The organism is Pseudomonas sp. NFX1, assembly GCF_051123555.1.
GTDB lineage: Bacteria > Pseudomonadota > Gammaproteobacteria > Pseudomonadales > Pseudomonadaceae > Aquipseudomonas > Aquipseudomonas capeferrum.
Window position 1 is genome coordinate 2,153,139 of sequence record NZ_CP169366.1, and the last position, 20,676, is coordinate 2,173,814.

Genomic DNA, 20,676 nt, shown 5'->3' on the forward strand with positions numbered 1-20,676 from the left:
CACGACCTCGTTCACAGTGGGGTCCGTGCATCATGAACCGGAAGGCTCAGCTCACGCCAACACTCGAACCTGCCGGCGCCAGGGCCGCCAGCCGCTGTGCACGCTTGTTGCGGGTGACCCAGTAGACGAAGTAGCACCAGCCAATGAACGGGATGCCGAAGTACAGGGCGACGCGTTGTTCGGGGTCGAAGGCGATGCCGACACAGGCCAGCACGCAGCAGGCAATCGCGCCCAGCGGCACCCAGGGGTAGCCGCGCACCCTGAAGTGCAGGTCTTCGACCCGCCCGCCATTGGCCACGTAATGGCGGCGGAAGGCGATCTGGCTGCCGGCAATGCTCATCCACACCACCACCACCGCCAGGCCGGAAATCGACACCAGCGCCAGGTACACTGTGTCCGGTGCCAGCACGCTGCTGAGCAGTGACGCCACGGCCCCGGCCATGCTCAGCACAATCGCGTTGACCGGCGTACCACGCGGCGACAGGCGGGCGAAGCACTTGGGCATATGGCCCTGGTCACTGAGCGTCCACAGCATCCGCGAGGCCGCGTACAGCCCGGAGTTGGCGGCCGACAGCAAGGCGGTAAGGATCACGAAGTTCATGATGTCTGCCGAATACGGGATGCCGATCAGGTCGAAGACCATGACGAACGGGCTTTCGACCAGGCCTGCCTGTTCGCGCGGCAGCAAGGTGGCCAGCACGATGATGGTGCCGACAAAGAACAGCGCCAGGCGCACCACCGTGGTCCGAATGGCCTTGGGCACGCTCACCTGCGGGTCTTTTGCCTCGCCGGCGGCAATGCCGATCAGTTCGGTACCGGAAAACGCAAAGGACACCGCCAGAAGCGTCATCGCAATCGGCAATACGCCGGTCGGGAACAACCCCTCACGGGTGAAGTTGGACAGCCCGATACCCTGCACATGCTGCACATCGAACAGGCCGAAGATGGCGCCAGCGCCGATGGCGATGAAGGCAATCACCGTCAGCACCTTGACCAGCGACAGCCAGAATTCGGTCTCGGCGAACAGGCGCACCGACACCACGTTGCTGACCAGTACCGTGATGGCGAACAGCGCGCTCCAGATCCACACCGGCGTGTCGGGAAACCAGCGGACCATCAGGATGCCCGCCGCGGTGAACTCCGAGCCGATGGCCACGGTCCAGGTCAGCCAGTACAACCAGGCCACCGTGTAGCCGGTGCCTGGTCCCAGGTAGCGGGTGGCATAGCTGCTGAACGAGCCGGTTTCGGGCATCTGCACCGCCAGCTCACCCAGGCAGACCATGACCAGGTAGACCATCACCGCGCCGACGCAATACGCGATCACCGCGCCCAGGGGGCCAGCCTGGTTGACCGTGTAGCCCGAGGTCAGAAACAGGCCCGTGCCGATCACCCCGCCCAGCGCCAACATGACGATATGGCGGGTGTGCATCTCTTTCTTGTACCCGGCCGCTTGGGCCGACGCCGGGTTTGATTGTTCGGTGGACATAATCGAGTTCTCATGAAGTGGCTGGCAATCAACCGGCAATCGGCCTTCTGGCCGACCCCGTCGATGTGTCTGCGGCTGTTATTGTTATGGCTTTCATGAATCAGGAAGGGCGCGCCCAGCGCCTCAGGTCGACACTTCAACGTGCCGATCGCAGCGGTCGCTGCCCTGCCCCTGCTGGGCGCGCACTGTCGCGAACGCCTGGCGCAGGTCTGCCAGCAGGTCAGCGGTATCCTCGATGCCGACCGAAACCCGCACCAGGCCTTCGGAAATGCCCAGTGCCTGGCGCTCTTCCAGGGTGTTTTCCACATGGCTGGTTGTCCGTGCCGGCCCGTAGATGGTTTCCACCGCACCGAGGTTGCCGGCGCGGTGGGCATAGCGCAGCTTGGGCAGCAGCGCGACGACGGTGTCCATCCCGCCTGCCAGGACGAAACTGACGATCGCGCCAAAACCGCGCATCTGCGCGTTGGCGATCGCGTGGCCGGGATGCTGCGGCAACCCGGGGTAGTTGACCGCCTCCACCAGCGGCTCGGTGCACAGGTATTCGGCCAGGGCCTGGGCGCTGGCCTGTTGCTGACGCAGGCGCAGCGCCAGGGTCTTGATGCCGCGAATGATCAGGTAGGCGGAGAACGGGTCCAGCGAGGCGCCGTTGATTTCACGGTAGTGACGCACCTGCGCCATCAAGGTTTCGGCGCCGCAGACAACACCGCCCAGCACATCGCCATGCCCGGACAGGAATTTGGTCGCGCTGTGCACCACCACGTCGACGCCCAGCAGCAGCGGGTTCTGGTTCAGCGGCGTGGCGAAGGTGTTATCGGCAACCACCAGTGCCCCCACACGCTTGGCGGCAGCTACCAGGCGGCGGATGTCGAGGATTTTCAGCGTCGGGTTGCTCGGCGTCTCCAGGTAGACCACATCGCAACCGCGAGCGATTTCACGCTCCATGGCATCGCTGTCGAGGGTGTCGCACAGCGTCACCTCGATGCCCTGGCGGGGCAGGAACTCTTCGAAGATCTTGTTGGTGCCGCCGTAGCTGTCGCGGGTCGAGACCACACGCTTGCCGTTGCACAGGAAGGTATGCAGCACACCGCTGATGGCGGCCATGCCGGTGCTGAAGGCCACGGCCGACTCGGCGTGTTCCAGGGCGCACAGTTTGTCTTCAAGGACCGCAACCGTCGGGTTGCTCATGCGGCTGTAGATGAAGCCAGGTTGTTTGCCCAGGGCGATGTCGTACCAGGCGTCGATGTCCTGATAGCCGTAGGCGGCACTGGCGATGATCGGGGTTTGGGTGGCGTTGTAGGGGTGCTCGACCTGTTCACCCTCCCACACCACCTGTGTACCGATACCGGGCTGCACGCCGTGGGCGACCTTTGCTTGGTTATTCATGTAATTGTCTCGCATCGATGAAACACGACGGTGTTTCGACTGGTCTGCGAGGACTATAGAGCGCGCATACGCCCCTGAAAAACGATGCAATAAGGGCCTTAGGGGCGCTTTTTTTAATGGCTTCTGGGGGGCTGCTGCGCAGCCCCGGCGTTTACCGAACCGCGTGCAAGGCTTGCTGGTCGGCATGGTAGGACGAGCGCACCAGCGGCCCCGACGCCACATTCCTGAAGCCCATCACCACAGCCTGCTCGGCGAACCAGGCAAAGGTATCCGGGTGCACGAACCGCTGCACCGGCAGGTGGCTGCGCGAAGGCTGCAGGTACTGCCCCAGGGTCAGCATGTCGACCTGATGCTCGCGCATGCGCTGCATCACTTCCAGCACCTCGTCGTCGGTCTCCCCAAGGCCCAGCATCAGCCCGGACTTGGTCGGCACCCCGGGCACCCGGCGCTTGAAGTTCTCCAACAGGTCCAACGACCACTCGAAGTCCGACCCCGGCCGTGCCGCGTTGTACAAGCGCGGCACGGTCTCCAGGTTATGGTTGAACACATCCGGCGGCGCCTGTTCGGTGATGGCCAGGGCTACGTCCATGCGCCCCCGGTAATCCGGCACCAGGGTTTCCAGCTTCGTGCCCGGCGACAGCTTGCGGATTTCGCGCAGGCAGTCGACGAAGTGCTGGGCACCGCCGTCGCGCAGGTCGTCACGGTCCACCGAGGTGATTACCACGTACTTCAGGCGCAGCTCGGCAATGGCAATCGCCAGGTGCTTCGGCTCATCGGCATCCAGCGGTTTCGGCCGGCCATGGCCGACGTCGCAGAACGGGCAACGCCGGGTGCAGATGTCGCCCATGATCATGAAGGTCGCCGTGCCACCGGAAAAGCACTCGCCCAGGTTCGGGCATGAGGCTTCTTCGCAGACGCTGTGCAGCTTGTGCTTGCGCAGCAGCGCCTTGACCCGGGCGACCTCGGGTGACGTGGCGATGTCCACGCGGATCCAGTCGGGTTTGCGCGGCACTTCCTCGGTGGGCAGGATCTTCACCGGGATGCGCGCCACCTTTTCGGCGCCGCGCAGTTTCACGCCGGCTTGCAGGGGCTGCGGGCGCGTGGCCGCAGGCAGGGTCTGGTTCATGTTCATGCTCCGCCAGTCAGGGCTTCATCCACGGTTGCTTCATCCACGATGCTTCAGCCACGATGCATCACCCACGAAAGTAACGTTGCGCCACGAACGGTGTGCGCACCACCCGCATCGGCACCCGCTTGCCCCGTACCAGGGCGAACACTTCGGTCTCCAGCGCCGTATACGCGCTCTGCACGTACCCCATCGCCAACGGCCCGCCCAAACTGGGGCCGAAACCACCACTGGTGACACGGCCGATTTCCTGTTCGTCAGCATCGACGATGAGTGCCCCTTCACGCACCGGCACGCGCTCGCTGGGCATCAAGCCCACCCGCTTGCTGGCCACGCCTTCACGCTGCTGGGCAAACAGCCGTTCGGCACCGGGAAAACCGCCGGCACGCGCACCGTCGGCACGCCGGGCCTTGGAGATCGCCCAGGTCAGGCTGGCCTCGATCGGCGTGCTGCGCGCATCCATGTCATGGCCGTACAGGCACAGCCCGGCCTCCAGGCGCAGCGAGTCGCGGGCGCCCAGGCCGATGGCCTCGACCTCGGGCTCGGCCAGCAGCGCACGGGCAAGCATTGGCGCAGCGTCTGCCGGCACCGATATCTCGTAACCATCCTCGCCGGTATAGCCCGAGCGGCTGACGTAGCAGTCGACACCCAGCAGCCTCACACGGGCGAACTGCATGAAGGTCATGGCGCCGACCTGGGATGCCAGGCGCCCCAGCACCTTGGCTGCCGCCGGCCCTTGCAGAGCCAGCAAGGCGCGGCTTTCGAACAGCGATTCGACCTCGCACTGCCCTTCCAGATGCTGCCTGAGGTGCAGCAGGTCCTGGTCCTTGCAGCCGGCGTTGACCACCAGGAACAGTTCGTCATCGCCCAGGTTGGCAACCATCAGGTCGTCGAGGATGCCGCCTTCATCGTTGGTGAACAGCGCATAACGCTGCATGCCCACCGGCAGGTCGATGATGTCGACCGGTACCAGCGCTTCCAGGGCCTTGGCAGCGCCAGCGCCCCGCAAACGGATCTGGCCCATGTGCGAAACGTCGAACAGGCCGGCCTGCTCGCGGGTGTGCAAGTGCTCCTTGAGCACCCCAAGCGGGTACTGCACCGGCATGGCGTAACCGGCGAAAGGCACCATGCGTGCGCCCAGCTTCAGGTGCAGGTCATGCAGCGGCGTTTGCTTCAGTTGTTCTGTAGTCATGAACGATTCCCCTTGGCCGATTCAGGCGCGGTAGACCGGATATTCCGCACACAGCTTGGCCACCGACCCGGCCACCTGGGCCTCGACATCGGCATCACCAAGGTGGTCGAGGATGTCGCAGACCCACCCCGCCAGGGCCACGCACTCTGCAACCTTGAAGCCGCGGGTGGTGACGGCCGGGGTGCCGATGCGCAGGCCCGATGTCACGAACGGCGACTGCGGGTCGTTTGGCACGGCGTTCTTGTTGACGGTGATGTGCGCGCGGCCCAGGGCGGCGTCGGCGTCTTTACCGGTGAGGCCCTGGCGGATCAGGCTGACCAGGAACAGGTGGTTGTCGGTGCCGCCGGACACCACGTCGTAGCCGCGGTCAATGAACACCTGGGCCATGGCCTGGGCGTTTTCGATGACCTGCTGCTGGTAGCGCTTGAACTCAGGCGCCAGCGCTTCCTTGAAGCACACGGCCTTGGCGGCGATGACGTGCATCAGCGGGCCACCCTGGGCGCCAGGGAATACGGCAGCGTTGAGCTTTTTCTCGATGTCTGCGTTGGCCTTTGCCAGGATCAGGCCGCCACGCGGGCCGCGCAAAGTCTTGTGGGTGGTGGTGGTGACCACGTCGGCGTACGGCAGCGGGTTCGGGTACAGGCCAGCGGCAACCAGGCCGGCGACGTGGGCCATGTCGACGAACAGCAGCGCACCGACCTTGTCGGCGATAGCGCGAAAGCGTGGGAAGTCGAGGGTCTTGGAGTAGGCCGAGAAGCCGGCAACGATCATTTTCGGCTTGTGCTCGACCGCCAGGCGCTCGACTTCGTCGTAGTCGATCAGGCCGGTGTCGGTATCGATGCCGTACTGCACCGCGTTGTACAGCTTGCCCGAAGACGACACCTTGGCGCCGTGGGTCAGGTGGCCGCCGTGGGCCAGGCTCATGCCCAAGAGGGTATCGCCAGCTTGCAGCAGGGCCAGGTACACCGCGCTGTTGGCGGAAGAGCCAGAGTGCGGCTGGACGTTGGCGTAGTCGGCACCGAACAGCTGCCTGGCACGTTCGATGGCCAACTGTTCAACCACATCGACGTGTTCGCAGCCGCCGTAGTAGCGCTTGCCCGGGTAGCCTTCGGCGTACTTGTTGGTCAGCTCGGTGCCCTGGGCCTGCATCACTTGCGGGCTGGTGTAGTTCTCCGAGGCGATCAGCTCGATATGGTCTTCCTGGCGCTGCACTTCGCGGCTGATGGCCGCATGCAGTGCAGGGTCGAAATCGGACAGGGTCAGGCTTTTATGGAACATGCGTGTGCTTCCTTGTTGTTGGGGGCAGGCAAGGCCCGGAGTGGGTCCGGGCCCGAGCGGTCAGGCATCCTGGTAGAGCGACAGGGGTGGGCAGGCGCACGCCAGGTTGCGGTCACCGTAGACGTTGTCCACGCGCCCCACCGGCGGCCAGTATTTGTTGTCGCGCAGCGCTGGCAGCGGGTACACCGCCAGCTCGCGGGCATAGCGATGGGGCCATTCGCCGACCAGTTCGCTGGCGGTATGCGGTGCGTTCTTCAGCGGGTTGTCGAGCTTGTCGAGGGTACCGTTCTCCACCGCGCGGATTTCCTCACGGATACAGATCATGGCCTCGCAGAAGCGATCGAGCTCTTCCTTGGACTCGCTCTCGGTCGGCTCGACCATCAACGTGCCCGCCACCGGGAAGGACATGGTCGGGGCATGGAAGCCAAAATCGATCAGGCGCTTGGCCACGTCCTCGACACTGATGCCACTGCTGTCCTTGAGCGGGCGCAGGTCAAGGATGCACTCGTGGGCCACCAGGCCGTTCTCGCCGGTGTACAGCACCGGGTAGTGCTCCTCCAGCCGCCGGGCAATGTAGTTGGCACTCAGAATGGCCAGCTGCGAGGCGCGCTTGAGCCCTTCCCCACCCATCATGCGGATGTACATCCAGGTGATCGGCAGGATGCTCGCGCTGCCATAAGGCGCCGCGCAGACAGCGCCCTCTTTGTGCGCCATGTGCGCGTGGCCGGGCAGGAACGGCGCCAGGTGCGCCTTGACACCGATCGGGCCGACCCCGGGGCCGCCGCCGCCGTGGGGGATGCAGAAGGTCTTGTGCAGGTTCAGGTGCGACACGTCACCACCGAATTTGCCCGGCGCGCAGAGGCCGACCATGGCGTTCATGTTGGCGCCGTCCAGGTACACCTGGCCGCCGTGCGCATGGATGATCTCGCAGATGCGGGTGATGCCCGCTTCGAACACGCCATGGGTCGAGGGGTAGGTGATCATCAGCGCGGCCAGCTGGTCGCGGTGCTGCTCGGCCTTGGCTTGCAGGTCGGCCACATCGACGTTGCCACGCTCGTCGCAGTTGACCACCACCACACGCATGCCGGCCATCTGTGCCGTGGCCGGGTTGGTGCCATGGGCCGACGACGGGATCAGGCACACATCGCGGCCCGCTTCGCCGCGGCTGGCATGGTAGGCGCGGATGGCCAACAGGCCTGCGTATTCGCCTTGGGAGCCGGCGTTGGGCTGCAGCGACATTGCGTCATAACCGGTAGCCTGGCAGAGCATGGCCTGCAGTTCATCGGTCAACTGGCGGTAACCGAGTGACTGTTCGGCCGGGGCGAACGGGTGCAGGTTGCCGAACTCGGGCCAGGTGATCGGGATCATCTCACTGGCGGCGTTGAGCTTCATGGTGCACGAGCCCAGCGCGATCATGGTGCGGTCCAGGGCCAGGTCCTTGTCGGCCAGGCTACGCAGGTAGCGCATCAGCTCTGTTTCAGAGTGGTAGCGGTTGAACACCGGGTGCTGCAGGAACGCGGTTTCGCGCAACAGTTGGGCTGGCAGGCGATCGCCACTGTCAGCGGCCAGGGCGGCGAAATCGGGCAGCGCCTGGCCAGGGGCGGCGAACACCTGCCACAGGGACTCGACACTGGCCTGCTCGCAGGTTTCATCCAGCGACAGGCCGACGCGGGTCTGGTCAATCAGGCGCAAGTTCAACTGCGCACCGTGGGCGGCGGCCAGCACCTCGGCGACAGGCTGGGCAGTCACCACGCTGACGGTGTCGAAGAAGTGCGCCTGCTCCACCAGGTGCCCGAGCTGCTGCAGCCCTTGCACCAGGATCGCGGTCAGGCGGTGTACCCGCCGGGCAATCTGCGCCAGCCCCGCGGGGCCATGGTAGACCGCATACATGCTGGCAATGTTGGCCAGCAGCACCTGCGCGGTGCAGATGTTGCTGGTCGCCTTCTCGCGACGGATGTGTTGCTCGCGGGTCTGCATGGCCAGGCGCAGGGCCGGCTTGCCGAAGCGGTCGATGGACACACCAACCAGGCGGCCAGGCATGTCGCGCTTGAACGCATCGCGGGTTGCAAAATACGCCGCGTGCGGGCCACCGAAGCCCAGCGGCACGCCGAAGCGCTGAGCGCTGCCCAGCACCACATCGGCATCGAATTCACCCGGTGGGGTCAGCAAGGTCAGCGCCAGCAGGTCGGCAGACACCGCCACCAACGCACCGACGGCATGGGCGCGTGCTACCAGGCTGCGGTGGTCGGCGATGGCGCCGGTGCTGGCCGGGTACTGCAGCAGCAGGCCGAAGTACGGCTCAAGGCTTTGCCCCTGCAGCGCCGCTTCATCACCGATGACCACTTCTATGCCCAGGGGTTGGGCGCGGGTGCGCAGCACGTCGAGGGTCTGCGGGTGGCAATGGCGGGAGGCAAAGAATGCCGGCGCCTTGCTCTTGGCCAGGCGTTTGCAGAAGGTCATGGCTTCGGCGGCGGCGGTGGCCTCGTCGAGCAAGGAGGCGTTGGCGATCTGCATGCCGGTGAGGTCGCTGACCAGGGTCTGGAAATTGAGCAGCGCTTCCAGGCGGCCTTGAGAAATCTCTGGCTGGTAAGGCGTGTACGCGGTGTACCAGGCCGGGTTTTCCAGCAGGTCGCGCAGGATCGGCGTCGGCGTATGGCACGGGTAGTAACCTTGGCCGATGTGGTTGCGAAACAGCTGGTTCTTCGCAGCGATGGCCTTGAGTGCTGCCAGGGCTTCAGCCTCGCCCTGCCCTTTGCTCAGCGCGAGCACGCTGGTGCCCTTGATGCTGTCGGGGATGACGCTGTCGATCAGGGCATCCAGGGTGTCGTGGCCGGTCAGCGCCAGCATCGCCTCGATGTCGTGCTCGCGAGGGCCGATGTGACGTGCGATGAACGCGTTATCCGTGGTCAATGCGACAGGTGCGTTGGTCATGTCGATACCCTGGTTCAGGCGTTGTCGGCCAGGAAGCGCTCATAGCCTTCCTGGTCCATCAAGGTGTCGAGGTCGGCGATGTTGGCGACCTGGATGCGGAAGAACCAGCCGTCCTGCATCGGTGAGGCATTGACCAGTTCCGGGTCGTCGGCCAGGGCCTGGTTGACCGCCACCACGCTACCGTTCAGGGGCATGCTGATGTTGCTGGCGGCCTTCACCGACTCCAGCACCGCGACTTCATTGCCCTCGGCGTACTCGCCCGGCTCCGGCAACTGCACGAACACCACGTCACCCAGCGCCTCTTGGGCATAGGTGGTGATGCCGACGGTCAACTCGCCAGTCGCTTCCAGACGCAGCCATTCGTGCTCGGGGGTAAAACGCAGCGTGCTCATGGGTCTTCCTCTCTTGTTATCAGGTGGGTCCCGGTCCAGGACTGAAACTACAAGAGCAAGGGCGATGCCAACTTGTATAAAGCCTTTAATTTCAACTAGTTAGTTGAATATCGGGGTTATTTTCAAACGGCTTCTGCGGAACGAAACAGCTCCAGTGCGTCGCGCCGAGAGGCGCCCTTGAAGGGGCGTGCCAATGAATGTGGGGGCCCCGTTCCAGTGGAGTGCATTCACTCCACTGGAACGTATTGGCACCAGGGCGGCTACGAGGGCCGGCTGGCGATGCCGTATTTGCGCAAGCGCTGGCCGATTGCGGTGTGCGAGGTCTGCAGGCGCGCAGCCAATTGCCGGGTCGAGGGGTACGTCGCATACAGGTTTTCCAGCAGGGACTTTTCAAACCCCTGCACCGCCGCTTCCAGGCTGATGACTGCTTGTGCGTTAGGCTGCTGGCTGCTCAAGGCGGTGCCGGCCAGCTCCAGGTCGTCGCAGTCGATCACCTCCCCTTCGCTGATGGCTGCCGCACGGAACACCACGTTCTGCAACTGGCGCACGTTGCCCGCCCAGCGGTTGCCCAGCAGCAACGGGTGGGTGGCCAGCGCCAGCCGGCAGGGCGAGCGCTGGATCTGCGCGCAGGCCTGGCGCAGGAAGTGCTCGGCCAGCAGCAGGATGTCTTTGCCACGCTCGCGCAAGGGCGGCACCTTCAGGTTGAGCACGTTGAGGCGGTAGTAGAGGTCTTCGCGAAAGCTGCCTTCGAGCACCATGTTTTCCAGGTTGCGGTGGGTCGCACAGACCACCCGGACATTCACCCGCACCTCACCGCCGCCGCCCACCCGGCGGAAGCTGCCGTCATTGAGAAAACGCAACAGCTTGGCCTGCAGGTAGGGCGACATCTCCCCCACCTCATCGAGAAACACCGTGCCGCCATCGCCCAGCTCCAGCAGGCCAGGCTTGCCGCCGCGCTGGGCGCCGGTGAAGGCGCCGGCGGCGTAGCCGAACAGTTCGCTTTCGGCCAGGCTCTCTGGCAGTGCCGCACAGTTGAGCGCCAGAAACGACGCGTCACGCCGGGCGCTGAGGGCATGGCAGGCACGGGCGACCAGCTCCTTGCCGGTGCCTGTCTCACCCTGGATCAGCAGCGGCGCTTCAAGGCCGGCCACTTTGTGCAGGCGCACCTTGAGCTCCTTGAGCGCGGTCGAGTCACCGAGCAGCCCGTCCAGCCCTTCGCCAGGGTCGTGCAGCAACGACGCCAGGCGCTCGCCGATGCGGCTTGGCGGGTAAAGGGTGAGCAGGCCGCCGACCAAGGCCTCGGCACCGCCACTGATGGGCGTGGCCTCCAGCAACAGCGCCTGGCCCTGGAAACCCACCTCGCACATGGGCAGGCGAAAGCCCTTGTCGATCAAGGTCTGGGCCAGGTCTGCCTCGGCAAACAGCCGCGACAACGGCTCACCGGCCGGCTCGCGGCCAATCAGGCTGACCAGCGTGGGGTTGGCCAGCAGCACATGGCCGCCAGCGTCCACCGCCAGCACCGGGTCACTCATCGCCGCCAGCAGCGCCTCCAATTGCAGGCGCCGGCGATGGCCGGGCAGGAAGTCGACCAGCTCGACCGCCTGCACACCGGCTACCCGCAGCAGCGCAGCATGCAGTTCGTCCAGCACCGCCTGCTGCAGCGCCGGGGCGTCGATGTAGACGTTGGGCGGGATCATCTCCACCGCATCCAGGTTGAGGTTGCGCGCCCCCAGCAGTGCCAGGATTTCCTGGGTGATGCCGACGCGGTCGATGAAGGTGACGTGGATTCTCATCGTGATTCCCTGGTTGGCAAAACGACAACAGGGGGACGGCGCACGCTGCGCTGTCCCCCTGGGTAAACGTGACGTTGGCGATCAATCCGCTTCGAAGGACAACGCGCTGTTCCCCTGTTTTTTCTGGCGGACGGACCGGTAGAACAGGCCCAGCAGCGCGAACCACACCGGCATGGCGAACAACGCCATGCGGGTGTCCGCTTCCAGGGCCAGCAAGCCGAGGATGAAGGCGAAGAACGCCAGGCACACCCAGCACATGATGGTGCCGCCCGGCATCTTGTATTTCGACGCACGGTGCAGGTGGTCGCGCTGCTTGCGGTACGCCAGGTACGACAGCAGGATCATCGACCAGACGAACATGAACAGCAGGGCCGACACCGTGGTGATCAGGGTGAAGGCGTCGAGCATGTTGGGCACCAGGTAGATCACCAGCGCACCGGCGGTCAGGCACACACAAGAGAAGATCAGGCCGTTGGACGGCACCGCGCGGCGCGACAGTGCGCTGAACGTGCCCGGTGCATCACCTTCCATCGCCAGGCCGTAGAGCATGCGGCTGGTCGAGAACACGCCGCTGTTGGCCGAAGACGCCGCTGACGTCAGCACCACGAAGTTGATGATGCCCGCTGCGGCGGGTAGCCCGGCCAGCACGAACAGCTCGACGAAGGGGCTCTTGTTGGCCACCACTTCTCGCCAAGGGGTTACGGCCATGATGGCGATCAACGCCAGCACGTAGAAGACGATGATGCGCAGCGGGATGGAGTTGATGGCCCGCGGCAGGTTGCGTTCCGGGTTCTTGGTTTCGGCAGCCGTGGTGCCGACCAGCTCGATGCCGACGAAGGCGAACACCGCAATCTGGAAGCCGGCGAAGAAGCCCATGAGGCCATGGGGGAACATCCCGTCGTCGTTCCACAGGTTGGCCAGCGTGGCGACGTTGCCAGCGGGCGACTGGTAGGCTGCCGCCACCATGTACACCCCCGTGCAGACCAATGCGCAAATGGCCACGATCTTGATCATGGCGAACCAGAACTCCAGTTCACCGAACATCTTCACCGTCATCAGGTTGAGGCTCAGCAACAGCCCGACGCAGCCCAGCGCTGGTAACCACAAGGGAATATCCGGGAACCAGAATTGTGAATAGGCGGAAATGGCGATCACATCGGCAATCCCGGTGACAATCCAGCAAAACCAGTAGGTCCAGCCGGTGAAAAAGCCTGCCCACGGGCCTAACAAATCGGCGGAAAAATCGATGAACGACTTGTACTGCAAGTTGGACAAGAGCAATTCGCCCATGGCCCGCATGACGAAAAACAGCATGAAGCCGATGATCATGTAGACGAAGATGATCGAAGGCCCAGCCAGGCTGATGGTCTTGCCAGAGCCCATGAACAGGCCGGTGCCAATCGCACCGCCGATGGCGATCAACTGGATGTGGCGGTTGGAAAGATTACGCTTGAGTTCGTGCGTGTCACCCTCAGGCGGACAGTGACCCTGCGGCAGGTTATTCATTGTTATTTACCTTGCTAGTTTAATTGTTTTTATAACGTCACAAGTTCAACTTTCTGGCCGGATATGCCGTGGAACATCCGGACGAGCACAAGGGAAACAGCAAGGACTATGCCAAGGGCTACAGCCCGCTAAACACGGGGTATTGTGCAACTACCCACTTTTGTCACTGTAATGAAGCCACTCCAGTGGCAAGGCCAAAGGGCACGGTGTACGACACCGAAGCGTCGTGTACCGTGCCCTGCCCTGCGCTGTATTGATATCACTACAATGGAGCGCTATCAGTCCAAGCCTTGCTCCAGCGTCTAAACCAGGTGTACCCCCTGTGGGAGCGGGCTCGCCCCGCGAACGCCGGCGAAGCCGGTGCCATACACCGCGGCGCGCCATTCGCGGGGCGAGCCCGCTCCCACAGCAATAGCGCGTCCGCTGGGGTACCTACAGTCCGTACCAGGGATGTTTCAACCTGTGCGCACCTCGCGCCGTGGTGCGCGGCTGCGCTGTTGATCCTGCCAATCCTCTACCAACCCGACCGGCACATCGGCCGGTGCCAGCGGCTCGCGCCCGCGCACCAGGTCGGCAGCGCGCTCGGCGAGCATGATGGTCGGCGCATTGAGGTTGCCGTTGGGCTCGCTCGGGAACACCGACGAGTCGATCACCCGCAGCCCCTGCAAGCCGTGCACACGCAACGCCGAGTCGACCACCGCCATGTCGTCCTCGCCCATGCGGCACGAGCCGCAGGGGTGCATGGTGCTTTCCATGTTGGCACGCACGAAGGCATCGATCTGCTCATCGGTCTGCACCTGCGGCCCCGGCGCCAGCTCCTCGCCGCGGAAGCGGTCCATCGCCGGCTGGGCAATGATCTCGCGGGTCAGGCGCACGCAGCGGCGGAAGCCCTCGCGGTCCTCTTCACGTTGCAGGTAGTTGAAGCGGATTTCCGGGTGCTGGTAAGGGTCGGCCGACAGCGCCCGCACATGCCCGCGGCTCTTGGGTTTGTTCGGCCCGGTCAGCACCATGAAACCATGGCCCTTGAACGGTTTGTCGCCGTCGTAGCGCATCGCCGCCGGCAGGAAGTGGAACTGAATGTCCGGCCAGCGCAGCCCCTTGGCCGAGCGGATGAAACCACCTGCCTCAAAATGGTTGCTGGCGCCCAGGCCATCCTTGAACAGCAACCAGCGCAGGCCGATCATCGCCTTGCCTAGCAGGCTCATCTTGCCGTTGAGCGTCACCGGCTCCTTGCAGGCGTACTGGATGTAGATTTCGGAGTGGTCCTGCAGGTTTTCACCCACACCCGGCAGGGCATGAAGCACCTTGATCCCGGCCTTTTTCAGCACCGCCTCGGGGCCGATACCCGAGCGCTGCAGCAGGTGTGGCGAGCCGATCGGGCCGGATGCCACCAGCACTTCGCGGCTGCAATGAACCGTGTGGGTCTGGCCGCCTTCGTCGTACTCGACACCCACCGCCCGCTTGCCATCGAGCAGGATGCGCCGGGTCATGGCATGGGTCACGACGGTCAGGTTCGGCCGGCTCATGGCCGGGCGCAGGTAGGCATTGGCGGTGGACCAGCGCACCCCGTCCTTCACGGTCATGTGCATGGCGCCGAAGCCTTCCTGCATGTAGCCATTGCAGTCGTCGGTCTTGATGTAGCCGGCCTCGGCACCTGCTTCTATCCAGGCGCCGTACAGCGGGTTCTGCATGTTGTTGCCGTTGTTGGTGGCCAGCGGCCCGGCGCCACCGCGGTAGTCGTCGCCGCCGAACTTGAAGTTTTCGGCGCGCTTGAAGTACGGCAGGCAGTTGCGATAACCCCAGCCGTTCGCGCCCAGGCTTTCCCACTCATCGAAGTCGCAGGCATGGCCACGGATGTAGACCAGGCCGTTGATCGAGGACGACCCACCCAGCACCTTGCCCCTTGGGCAGTGCAAGCGTCGGCCGTCCAGGTGGGTTTCGGCGGCGGTCTCGTAGCGCCAGTTGTACTTCTTGGTGTTCATCGGCAAGGAAAACGCACTGGGCATCTGGATCAGCACACTGCGGTCGCTGCCGCCGAACTCCAGCACCAGCACCGTGGTGGCAGGGTCTTCGCTGAGGCGGTTGGCCAGGACGCAGCCGGCAGAGCCTGCGCCGATGATGATGTAGTCGTATCGTTTGTTCATTGTTCTAGTCCTGTACGCGAAGGCCTGCGGCCTCGATGGTGCGTTCATTGCCCTTTGGGTAGCCGCCCCAGCCCAGGCGCGTAGCCAGCAGACGGGTCAGGCCGTAATGCACCAGCCCGGCCAACAGGCAGGACGGCAGCGAGGCGGTGGCGAAGGTGAAGAAGTCGGTATGGGCCAGGGTCTGCGGGTTGAACACCACCACGTAGATGGCAAAGCCTGCCACCAGCGCCAGCAGCGCGATGGGGTTGAAACCCTTGCAGAAGCGCAGCGGCGAGCCGCTTTGCTCGGCATACAGATGGCGCAGGTTCAGGCGCTGCTTGCGCAGGAAGAAGTAATCGGCAATGCCAATGCCGGCCAGGGCGCTGTTCAGTGCCGACGTCCACACCAGGAAGATGAAGAAGCCGTCGTAGATGCCCGGGGCCAACAGCACGATCACCACCGGGATGATGCAGAACAGCCCGATCAATACCCCCCAGCCCAGGCTGCGCAAACGCTCCCCGGCCAGTTGCCGCAGGCCGATCACCGCGGTGTAGAGGATGTTGACCATGCCGGTCAGGTTGGCCAGTGCCAGGAAGCTCAGGGCAATCACGCCGAAGGTCATGCCGCCGGCCAGCCGCATCCAGGCCGTGGGGTCGCTGCTGCCCAGGGTGGTGGCGGCGAACAGGCTGACCGACTCGCCCAGCGAAGCGGCGCCGAAGATGCCCACCAGGTTGGGCCAGAAGGCCGTGCGCTGGTTGCTGCACAGGCGCGACAGGTTGCCAATGTAGGGCCACCAGGAGAACCCTGCGGCGATGTTGATTTCCACCGCGATCATGAAGTTGACGTGCGGGTTTTCGAAGGGTGGCTGCAAGGGCGGCATGGCCAACAGTTCGCCGAAGCTGTAACGGCGGGAGATGAAGTACATCAGCGCCAGCATGATCAGGATCAGGCTGGGCGCGATCACCGCGCTCAGGCGGCGGATCATGTCGGGCCCGCGCATGGCCACCAGCGCCGCCAGCACGATGGCCAGCAGGGCCCCGGCGGTCACCAGCCAGTCGCCGGCGTCGGGCTCGCTGTGCTGTACCAGGGTTTCCAGGTTGTCCAGCGCCCGCCCGCACATCAACCCCAGCACCGCCAGCCAGCCCATGGTCAGTATCACCACCGAGAGGATGTACACCAGGCGGCTGCCATTGACGCCGAACATGCTGCGCAGGAAGGTGAACTGCTCGACGCCGTATTTGCCACACGGCAGGCAGGTGGACGATGCCGCCAGTACCACGCCGATGATGTTGCCGATGATGATCGCGGCAATCCCTTGCAACGGCCCGACGAACAGCGCGGTGGCACCGCCGATCAAAAACACCCAGGTGGCCACCGCCAACGCCGAGTTGGCGTAGGCATAGCCCCAGAAGCCCCAGACCCGTTCACCCGGCAGCAAGGGCGTGTCGCCGCGTTCGGCGGCCAGGCGAAATTCCTGCTCTCTGGCCCGGCTCATGGCTGGCCCCCCAGCACATACGCGCCGACCACCATGACCAGGGTCAGCACGGCAAGGGCGATAACGTCCGTTGCCTTCAGCGCGCCGGGCCAGTGCGCCCTGCCCTCCAGTTCTTCATAGGCGCGCAGGCGCCGTTCCAGGTCTTGTGCACGCTCGGTATCCACTTGGCTGTTCATGGGCATCACCTCGACGGGTTCTTGTTCTTGAAATTCGATGCGTTCGTGTTGCCTGCGTCGCTCGCCAAACCAGGCGACGCAGGCCGGCCCTGTCCCTCAGGGCAAGGTGATCCAGACCGCCTTGGTCTCCAGCAGAAACTCCAGTTGTTCGGCGCCCATGTCCTTGCCATAGCCCGACTGCTTGTAGCCACCAAACGGCATGGACGGGTCGAGCGTGCTGTGGGCATTGACGTAGACCGTGCCGGCACGCAGGCGCGGGATCAACCCGTGAACCTTGCCCAGGTCGTTGGAGTAGATCGCCGCCGCCAGGCCGTACTGCGAATCGTTGGCCAGCGCCAGCGCCTGCTCCTCGGCGTCGAAAGGCATGGTTACCAACACTGGCCCGAAGATTTCCTCACGGACGATGCGCATGTCGTTGGTGCAGTGGGCAAAGATGGTCGGCTGCACGAAGAAGCCAGCGCCCTCGACCGGCTCACCGCCGTAGTACACCTGCGCCCCTTCGGCCTTGCCCAGGGCGATGTATTCCAGCACCCGCTGCTGTTGCTGGCGCGACACCATGGGGCTGATGAAGCAGTCCGGGTCCAGCCCCGGGGCGATCTTCAACGTCGCCGTGTAGCGCGCCAGCGCTTCGAGGAAGGCCGGGTAGACACTGCGCTCGACATAAGCACGGGTACCGGCATCGCACACCTGCCCCGAGTTGAAGAACACACCGTTGGCGACCGCCTCGGCCGCAGCAAAGATATCGGCATCGGCGAACACGATCACCGGCGACTTGCCGCCCAGTTCCAGGGTCAGGCGCTTCATCTGGTCCATCGCCGCCTTGCCCACCGAGCAGCCCACCGGGGTCGAACCGGTAAAGCTCAGCTTGTCGATGCCCGGGTGGCTGGACATCGCCGTGCCCACCACGCTGCCGCGCCCGGTGACAATGTTGAGCACACCGTCGGGGATGCCCGACGCCTGCACCAGCTCGGCAAAGCGCAAGGCCGACAGTGAGGTCAGCTCCGCCGGCTTGACCACCACGGTGCAGCCGGTCGCCAGCGCCGCGCCGAGCTTCCAGGCCATGGTTTGCAGGGGGAAGTTCCAGGGCACGATGGCCCCTACCACGCCGACGGCTTCCTTGCGGGTATAGGCCAGGTAGTTGCCCGGCAGCGAGGGCTCGACGGTGCGCCCATGGATCTTGCTGGCCCAGCCGGCAAAGTAGCGCAGCGTATCGACGGTGCCCTGGATGTCCACGGCACGGGCCTGGGCGACCGACTTGCCCATGTCGATCGACTCGATCTGCGCCAGCTCGTCGCCATTAGCCTCGACCAGGTCGGCCAGGCGATGAATCAGGCGCTCGCGCTCCAGCGGCTTGAGCTGGCTCCACGGGCCGCCATCGAATTGCGCGCGGGCGGCACGCACCGCACGGTCCAGGTCATCCGGGGTGCCCATGGGGATGCGCGTCAGCACGCCCTCGGTGGCCGGCTCGATGACTTCGGCGCTGGCACCATCACTGGCCTCCAGCCAGGCACCGCCGATGAACATACGCTGAGGCTTGCTGAGGAAACGCTGGGTGGCCTCTGAAACCCCGAAGGCCTGCAGGTAGGCTTTTACCTTGTTGTCCACGGTACAGTCTCCGGATCAGCGGGCGTTGGCGCGCGCGTGGAAGATGAAGCCGATGCTGTTCATCAGCAACTGCGCGGCAAGAATCGAGGTCACGCCTGCCGGGTCGTAGGCCGGGGCCACTTCCACCAGGTCCATGCCGACGATCCGCCCCTGGCTGCGCCGGGCCAGCGCCTGGATGATCTCCAGCACTTCGTAGTAGAAGAATCCGCCATGGCTCGGTGTGCCGGTGCCTGGGGCGATGGACGGGTCGAAACCGTCGATGTCGATGGTGATGTAGTAGTCGCGGCCTTCGGGGATTTTCGCCATCACGCCTTCACAACCCAGGCGGCGCACGTCGCGTACCGAAAGAATCTGCGAGCCGGCGTCGCGCGCGGCATCGTAGTCATCGCGGTTGGAGGACGACACGTTGCGGATGCCCATCTGGGTCATGCCGACGATGTGGTCCAGCTCCGAGGCGCGGCGCAGGGGGCTGCCGTGGCCGTAGCGCACACCATGGCGCTCGTCGACGAAGTCCAGGTGGGCATCGAAGTGCACGATGTGGATCGGCCCATGCCCTTCAAAGGCCTTGATCACCGGCGCATGGATCGAGTGGTCGCCGCCCAGCACCACCGGCATGGCGCCGGCCTTGAGAATCTGGCGCACGGCCGACTCGATGTTGGCATTGCTGCTGGCCATGTCGGTGTGCACGATATCGGCGTCACCGACATCGACCATGCGCAGTTGGTCATCGGTCAGGTAGGTGGCGTCATCTTCGAAGTCGTAGGCGCCGGCATGGCCGAACGAGAACAGGGTCGATGCCTCGCGAATGCCGCGCGGTCCGAAACGTGCGCCAGAGCGCCATTGGGTGCCCATGTCGTTGGGCGCACCGAGGATCGCCACATCGGCGTCGATGGCATCCCAGTCGGTGCAGATGGGCGATTTGGCGAAGGTGCAATGCCCGACGAAGGGCAGGTTCAGGCGGCCGGATTCATAACCGTGCTTTGCCATGTTCAGGTTTCTCCACTTATTGTTCTGGTCAGGAGACGGGGCGACTGCTCGACCGCCGTTGCAGCCACTATGGCGGCAGGCCAAGAGCGGAAAAATGCGCAAGTGCAGATGCATACATCGGGCAACCCGAAGTATTCGCCCGAATGCCCAAAGCCCGCCGGCATTTCCAGGCGCCAGGCATTGCAGGGATCACGGCTGCGTGGTTAGCTTGAAAAAAAACAATGGCCGGACGCTCATATCAGCCAGCGCGATGTGACGCAGCGATGTGAAGCACCGCCAGGAGGCCACAGTGATCCAGCTCCACGATGTCGATCTGAAGCTTCTCAGGGTGTTCACCACCATCGTCAGGTGCGGGGGCTTTTCCGCCGCGCAGGCAGCACTCAACGCCGGCCAGTCGACCATCAGCGAACAGATGACGCACCTGGAAACCCGCCTGGGGGTCAAGCTTTGCCAGCGCGGGCGCAGCGGCTTTCGCCTGACCGAACAGGGCGTGGCCATCCATGAGGCCACCTTGCGCCTGCTAAGCGCGGTGGAGAGCTTCTGCATGGATGCCGACGTGCTCAAGCAGCACATCAGCGGCAAGCTCAACCTGGGCATCATCGACTCCACCCTGACCGACAACGCCTCGCCCCTGCCGCGCACCACCCAGCGCTTTGTCTCACGCGGGCACGATGCCCACCTGCACATCTACATCGGCGCCCCGGCGGAGCTCGAAGAGCGGGTACTGGACAGCCGGCTGCACCTGGCCATCGGCCACTTCCCGTTGCGCGTGCCGGGGCTGTCGTACCTGCCGCTGTACGACGAAGCCCTGGGGCTCTACTGTGGTCGTCGCCATCCGCTGTATGCCAGCAAGGCGGCCAACGGCCGCCTGCTTGAAGAAGTTCGCCAGTGCCATATCGTCGTGCGTGGCTACATGCAGCAGTACGACCTGGAGCAACTGGGCATCAGCAAGGCCGCCGCGACCGTGGAGAACATCGAGGCGGCGGCGATCCTGATCATTTCCGGCGCCTACATCGGTTTCCTGCCCGTGCATTTCGCCGAGCAGTGGGTCAAGACCGGCGAAATGCGCCGCCTGGGCGCCAGCACACTGGACCTGACCTCCCCCTTCGATGTAATCACCCGGCGCGGCGTGTCGCCGCCACCGATCCTGCGGGCGTTTCTTGAAGACCTGCACACCTGCATGCACCAGGCTGGCGTCTGACC

The 20,676-nt window shown here is 64.5% G+C and carries 15 protein-coding genes; 1 reads left to right on the forward strand and 14 read right to left on the reverse strand.

Annotated features, from left to right (window positions below):
* Positions 1–46 precede the first annotated feature (46 nt).
* The 14 genes from DJ563_RS09380 to speB all read right to left on the reverse strand — a co-directional run bounded on the left by DJ563_RS09380 (position 47) and on the right by speB (position 19,473).
* On the reverse strand, positions 47–1,486 hold the full coding sequence (locus DJ563_RS09380) for an amino acid permease (protein WP_274097843.1): 1,440 nt from the start codon (positions 1,484–1,486) through the stop codon (positions 47–49).
* 123 nt (positions 1,487–1,609) lie between these two features.
* Positions 1,610–2,869, reverse strand: coding sequence for a cystathionine gamma-synthase family protein (locus DJ563_RS09385; protein WP_274097842.1), 1,260 nt, complete (start codon positions 2,867–2,869; stop codon positions 1,610–1,612).
* 151 nt (positions 2,870–3,020) lie between these two features.
* Positions 3,021–4,001: a lipoyl synthase gene (gene lipA, locus DJ563_RS09390; protein ID WP_434519349.1), complete on the reverse strand. Its 981-nt coding sequence runs from the start codon at positions 3,999–4,001 to the stop codon at positions 3,021–3,023.
* Between the two features lie 61 nt (positions 4,002–4,062).
* Positions 4,063–5,187 (reverse strand): glycine cleavage system aminomethyltransferase GcvT, encoded by a 1,125-nt coding sequence (gene gcvT / locus DJ563_RS09395; RefSeq protein WP_434519350.1) that lies wholly within the window; start codon positions 5,185–5,187, stop codon positions 4,063–4,065.
* A 21-nt stretch (positions 5,188–5,208) separates the two neighbouring features.
* Positions 5,209–6,465, reverse strand: a complete 1,257-nt coding sequence (glyA, locus tag DJ563_RS09400; protein ID WP_274097839.1) for a serine hydroxymethyltransferase — start codon at positions 6,463–6,465, stop codon at positions 5,209–5,211.
* Between the two features lie 60 nt (positions 6,466–6,525).
* On the reverse strand, positions 6,526–9,396 hold the full coding sequence (gene gcvP / locus DJ563_RS09405; protein WP_434519351.1) for an aminomethyl-transferring glycine dehydrogenase: 2,871 nt from the start codon (positions 9,394–9,396) through the stop codon (positions 6,526–6,528).
* A gap of 14 nt (positions 9,397–9,410) precedes the next feature.
* Positions 9,411–9,788, reverse strand: coding sequence for a glycine cleavage system protein GcvH (gcvH, locus tag DJ563_RS09410; RefSeq protein WP_274097837.1), 378 nt, complete (start codon positions 9,786–9,788; stop codon positions 9,411–9,413).
* A gap of 260 nt (positions 9,789–10,048) precedes the next feature.
* Complete coding sequence (locus tag DJ563_RS09415) at positions 10,049–11,581, reverse strand: sigma 54-interacting transcriptional regulator (protein WP_434519352.1); 1,533 nt, start codon at positions 11,579–11,581, stop codon at positions 10,049–10,051.
* 81 nt (positions 11,582–11,662) lie between these two features.
* The gene (cycA, locus tag DJ563_RS09420) at positions 11,663–13,087 is read right to left on the reverse strand and encodes a D-serine/D-alanine/glycine transporter (protein ID WP_434519353.1); all 1,425 of its coding nucleotides are present in this window, start codon (positions 13,085–13,087) and stop codon (positions 11,663–11,665) included.
* Positions 13,088–13,542: 455 nt separating this feature from the next.
* Positions 13,543–15,231, reverse strand: coding sequence for a choline dehydrogenase (gene betA, locus DJ563_RS09425; RefSeq protein ID WP_186663063.1), 1,689 nt, complete (start codon positions 15,229–15,231; stop codon positions 13,543–13,545).
* 4 nt (positions 15,232–15,235) lie between these two features.
* Positions 15,236–16,705, reverse strand: a complete 1,470-nt coding sequence (locus DJ563_RS09430) for a cytosine permease (RefSeq protein ID WP_047583413.1) — start codon at positions 16,703–16,705, stop codon at positions 15,236–15,238.
* Positions 16,702–16,881: a hypothetical protein gene (locus DJ563_RS09435; protein ID WP_033698618.1), complete on the reverse strand. Its 180-nt coding sequence runs from the start codon at positions 16,879–16,881 to the stop codon at positions 16,702–16,704. The genes DJ563_RS09430 and DJ563_RS09435 overlap by 4 nt, the downstream gene beginning before the upstream one ends.
* Before the next feature lie 96 nt (positions 16,882–16,977).
* The gene (locus tag DJ563_RS09440) at positions 16,978–18,486 is read right to left on the reverse strand and encodes an aldehyde dehydrogenase family protein (RefSeq protein ID WP_434519354.1); all 1,509 of its coding nucleotides are present in this window, start codon (positions 18,484–18,486) and stop codon (positions 16,978–16,980) included.
* Positions 18,487–18,501: 15 nt separating this feature from the next.
* On the reverse strand, positions 18,502–19,473 hold the full coding sequence (gene speB, locus DJ563_RS09445; RefSeq protein ID WP_033698620.1) for an agmatinase: 972 nt from the start codon (positions 19,471–19,473) through the stop codon (positions 18,502–18,504).
* A 289-nt stretch (positions 19,474–19,762) separates the two neighbouring features.
* Here speB and DJ563_RS09450 point away from each other — a divergent pair, with 289 nt between their 5' ends.
* Positions 19,763–20,674 carry a LysR family transcriptional regulator gene (locus DJ563_RS09450; RefSeq protein WP_274100466.1) on the forward strand — a complete coding sequence of 304 codons (912 nt, stop codon included), beginning with the start codon at positions 19,763–19,765 and terminating at the stop codon, positions 20,672–20,674.
* Positions 20,675–20,676 lie beyond the last annotated feature (2 nt).

Excerpts from the sequence above, each read along its gene's own strand:
- DJ563_RS09380 (WP_274097843.1), bottom strand. The coding sequence starts at position 1,486 with ATGTCCACCGAACAATCAAACCCGGCGTCGGCCCAAGCGGCCGGGTAC.
- DJ563_RS09385 (WP_274097842.1), bottom strand. The coding sequence starts at position 2,869 with ATGAATAACCAAGCAAAGGTCGCCCACGGCGTGCAGCCCGGTATCGGT.
- lipA (WP_434519349.1), bottom strand. The coding sequence starts at position 4,001 with ATGAACATGAACCAGACCCTGCCTGCGGCCACGCGCCCGCAGCCCCTG.
- gcvT (WP_434519350.1), bottom strand. The coding sequence starts at position 5,187 with ATGACTACAGAACAACTGAAGCAAACGCCGCTGCATGACCTGCACCTG.
- glyA (WP_274097839.1), bottom strand. The coding sequence starts at position 6,465 with ATGTTCCATAAAAGCCTGACCCTGTCCGATTTCGACCCTGCACTGCAT.
- gcvP (WP_434519351.1), bottom strand. The coding sequence starts at position 9,396 with ATGACCAACGCACCTGTCGCATTGACCACGGATAACGCGTTCATCGCA.
- gcvH (WP_274097837.1), bottom strand. The coding sequence starts at position 9,788 with ATGAGCACGCTGCGTTTTACCCCCGAGCACGAATGGCTGCGTCTGGAA.
- DJ563_RS09415 (WP_434519352.1), bottom strand. The coding sequence starts at position 11,581 with ATGAGAATCCACGTCACCTTCATCGACCGCGTCGGCATCACCCAGGAA.
- cycA (WP_434519353.1), bottom strand. The coding sequence starts at position 13,087 with ATGAATAACCTGCCGCAGGGTCACTGTCCGCCTGAGGGTGACACGCAC.
- betA (WP_186663063.1), bottom strand. The coding sequence starts at position 15,231 with ATGAACAAACGATACGACTACATCATCATCGGCGCAGGCTCTGCCGGC.
- DJ563_RS09430 (WP_047583413.1), bottom strand. The coding sequence starts at position 16,705 with ATGAGCCGGGCCAGAGAGCAGGAATTTCGCCTGGCCGCCGAACGCGGC.
- DJ563_RS09435 (WP_033698618.1), bottom strand. The coding sequence starts at position 16,881 with ATGAACAGCCAAGTGGATACCGAGCGTGCACAAGACCTGGAACGGCGC.
- speB (WP_033698620.1), bottom strand. The coding sequence starts at position 19,473 with ATGGCAAAGCACGGTTATGAATCCGGCCGCCTGAACCTGCCCTTCGTC.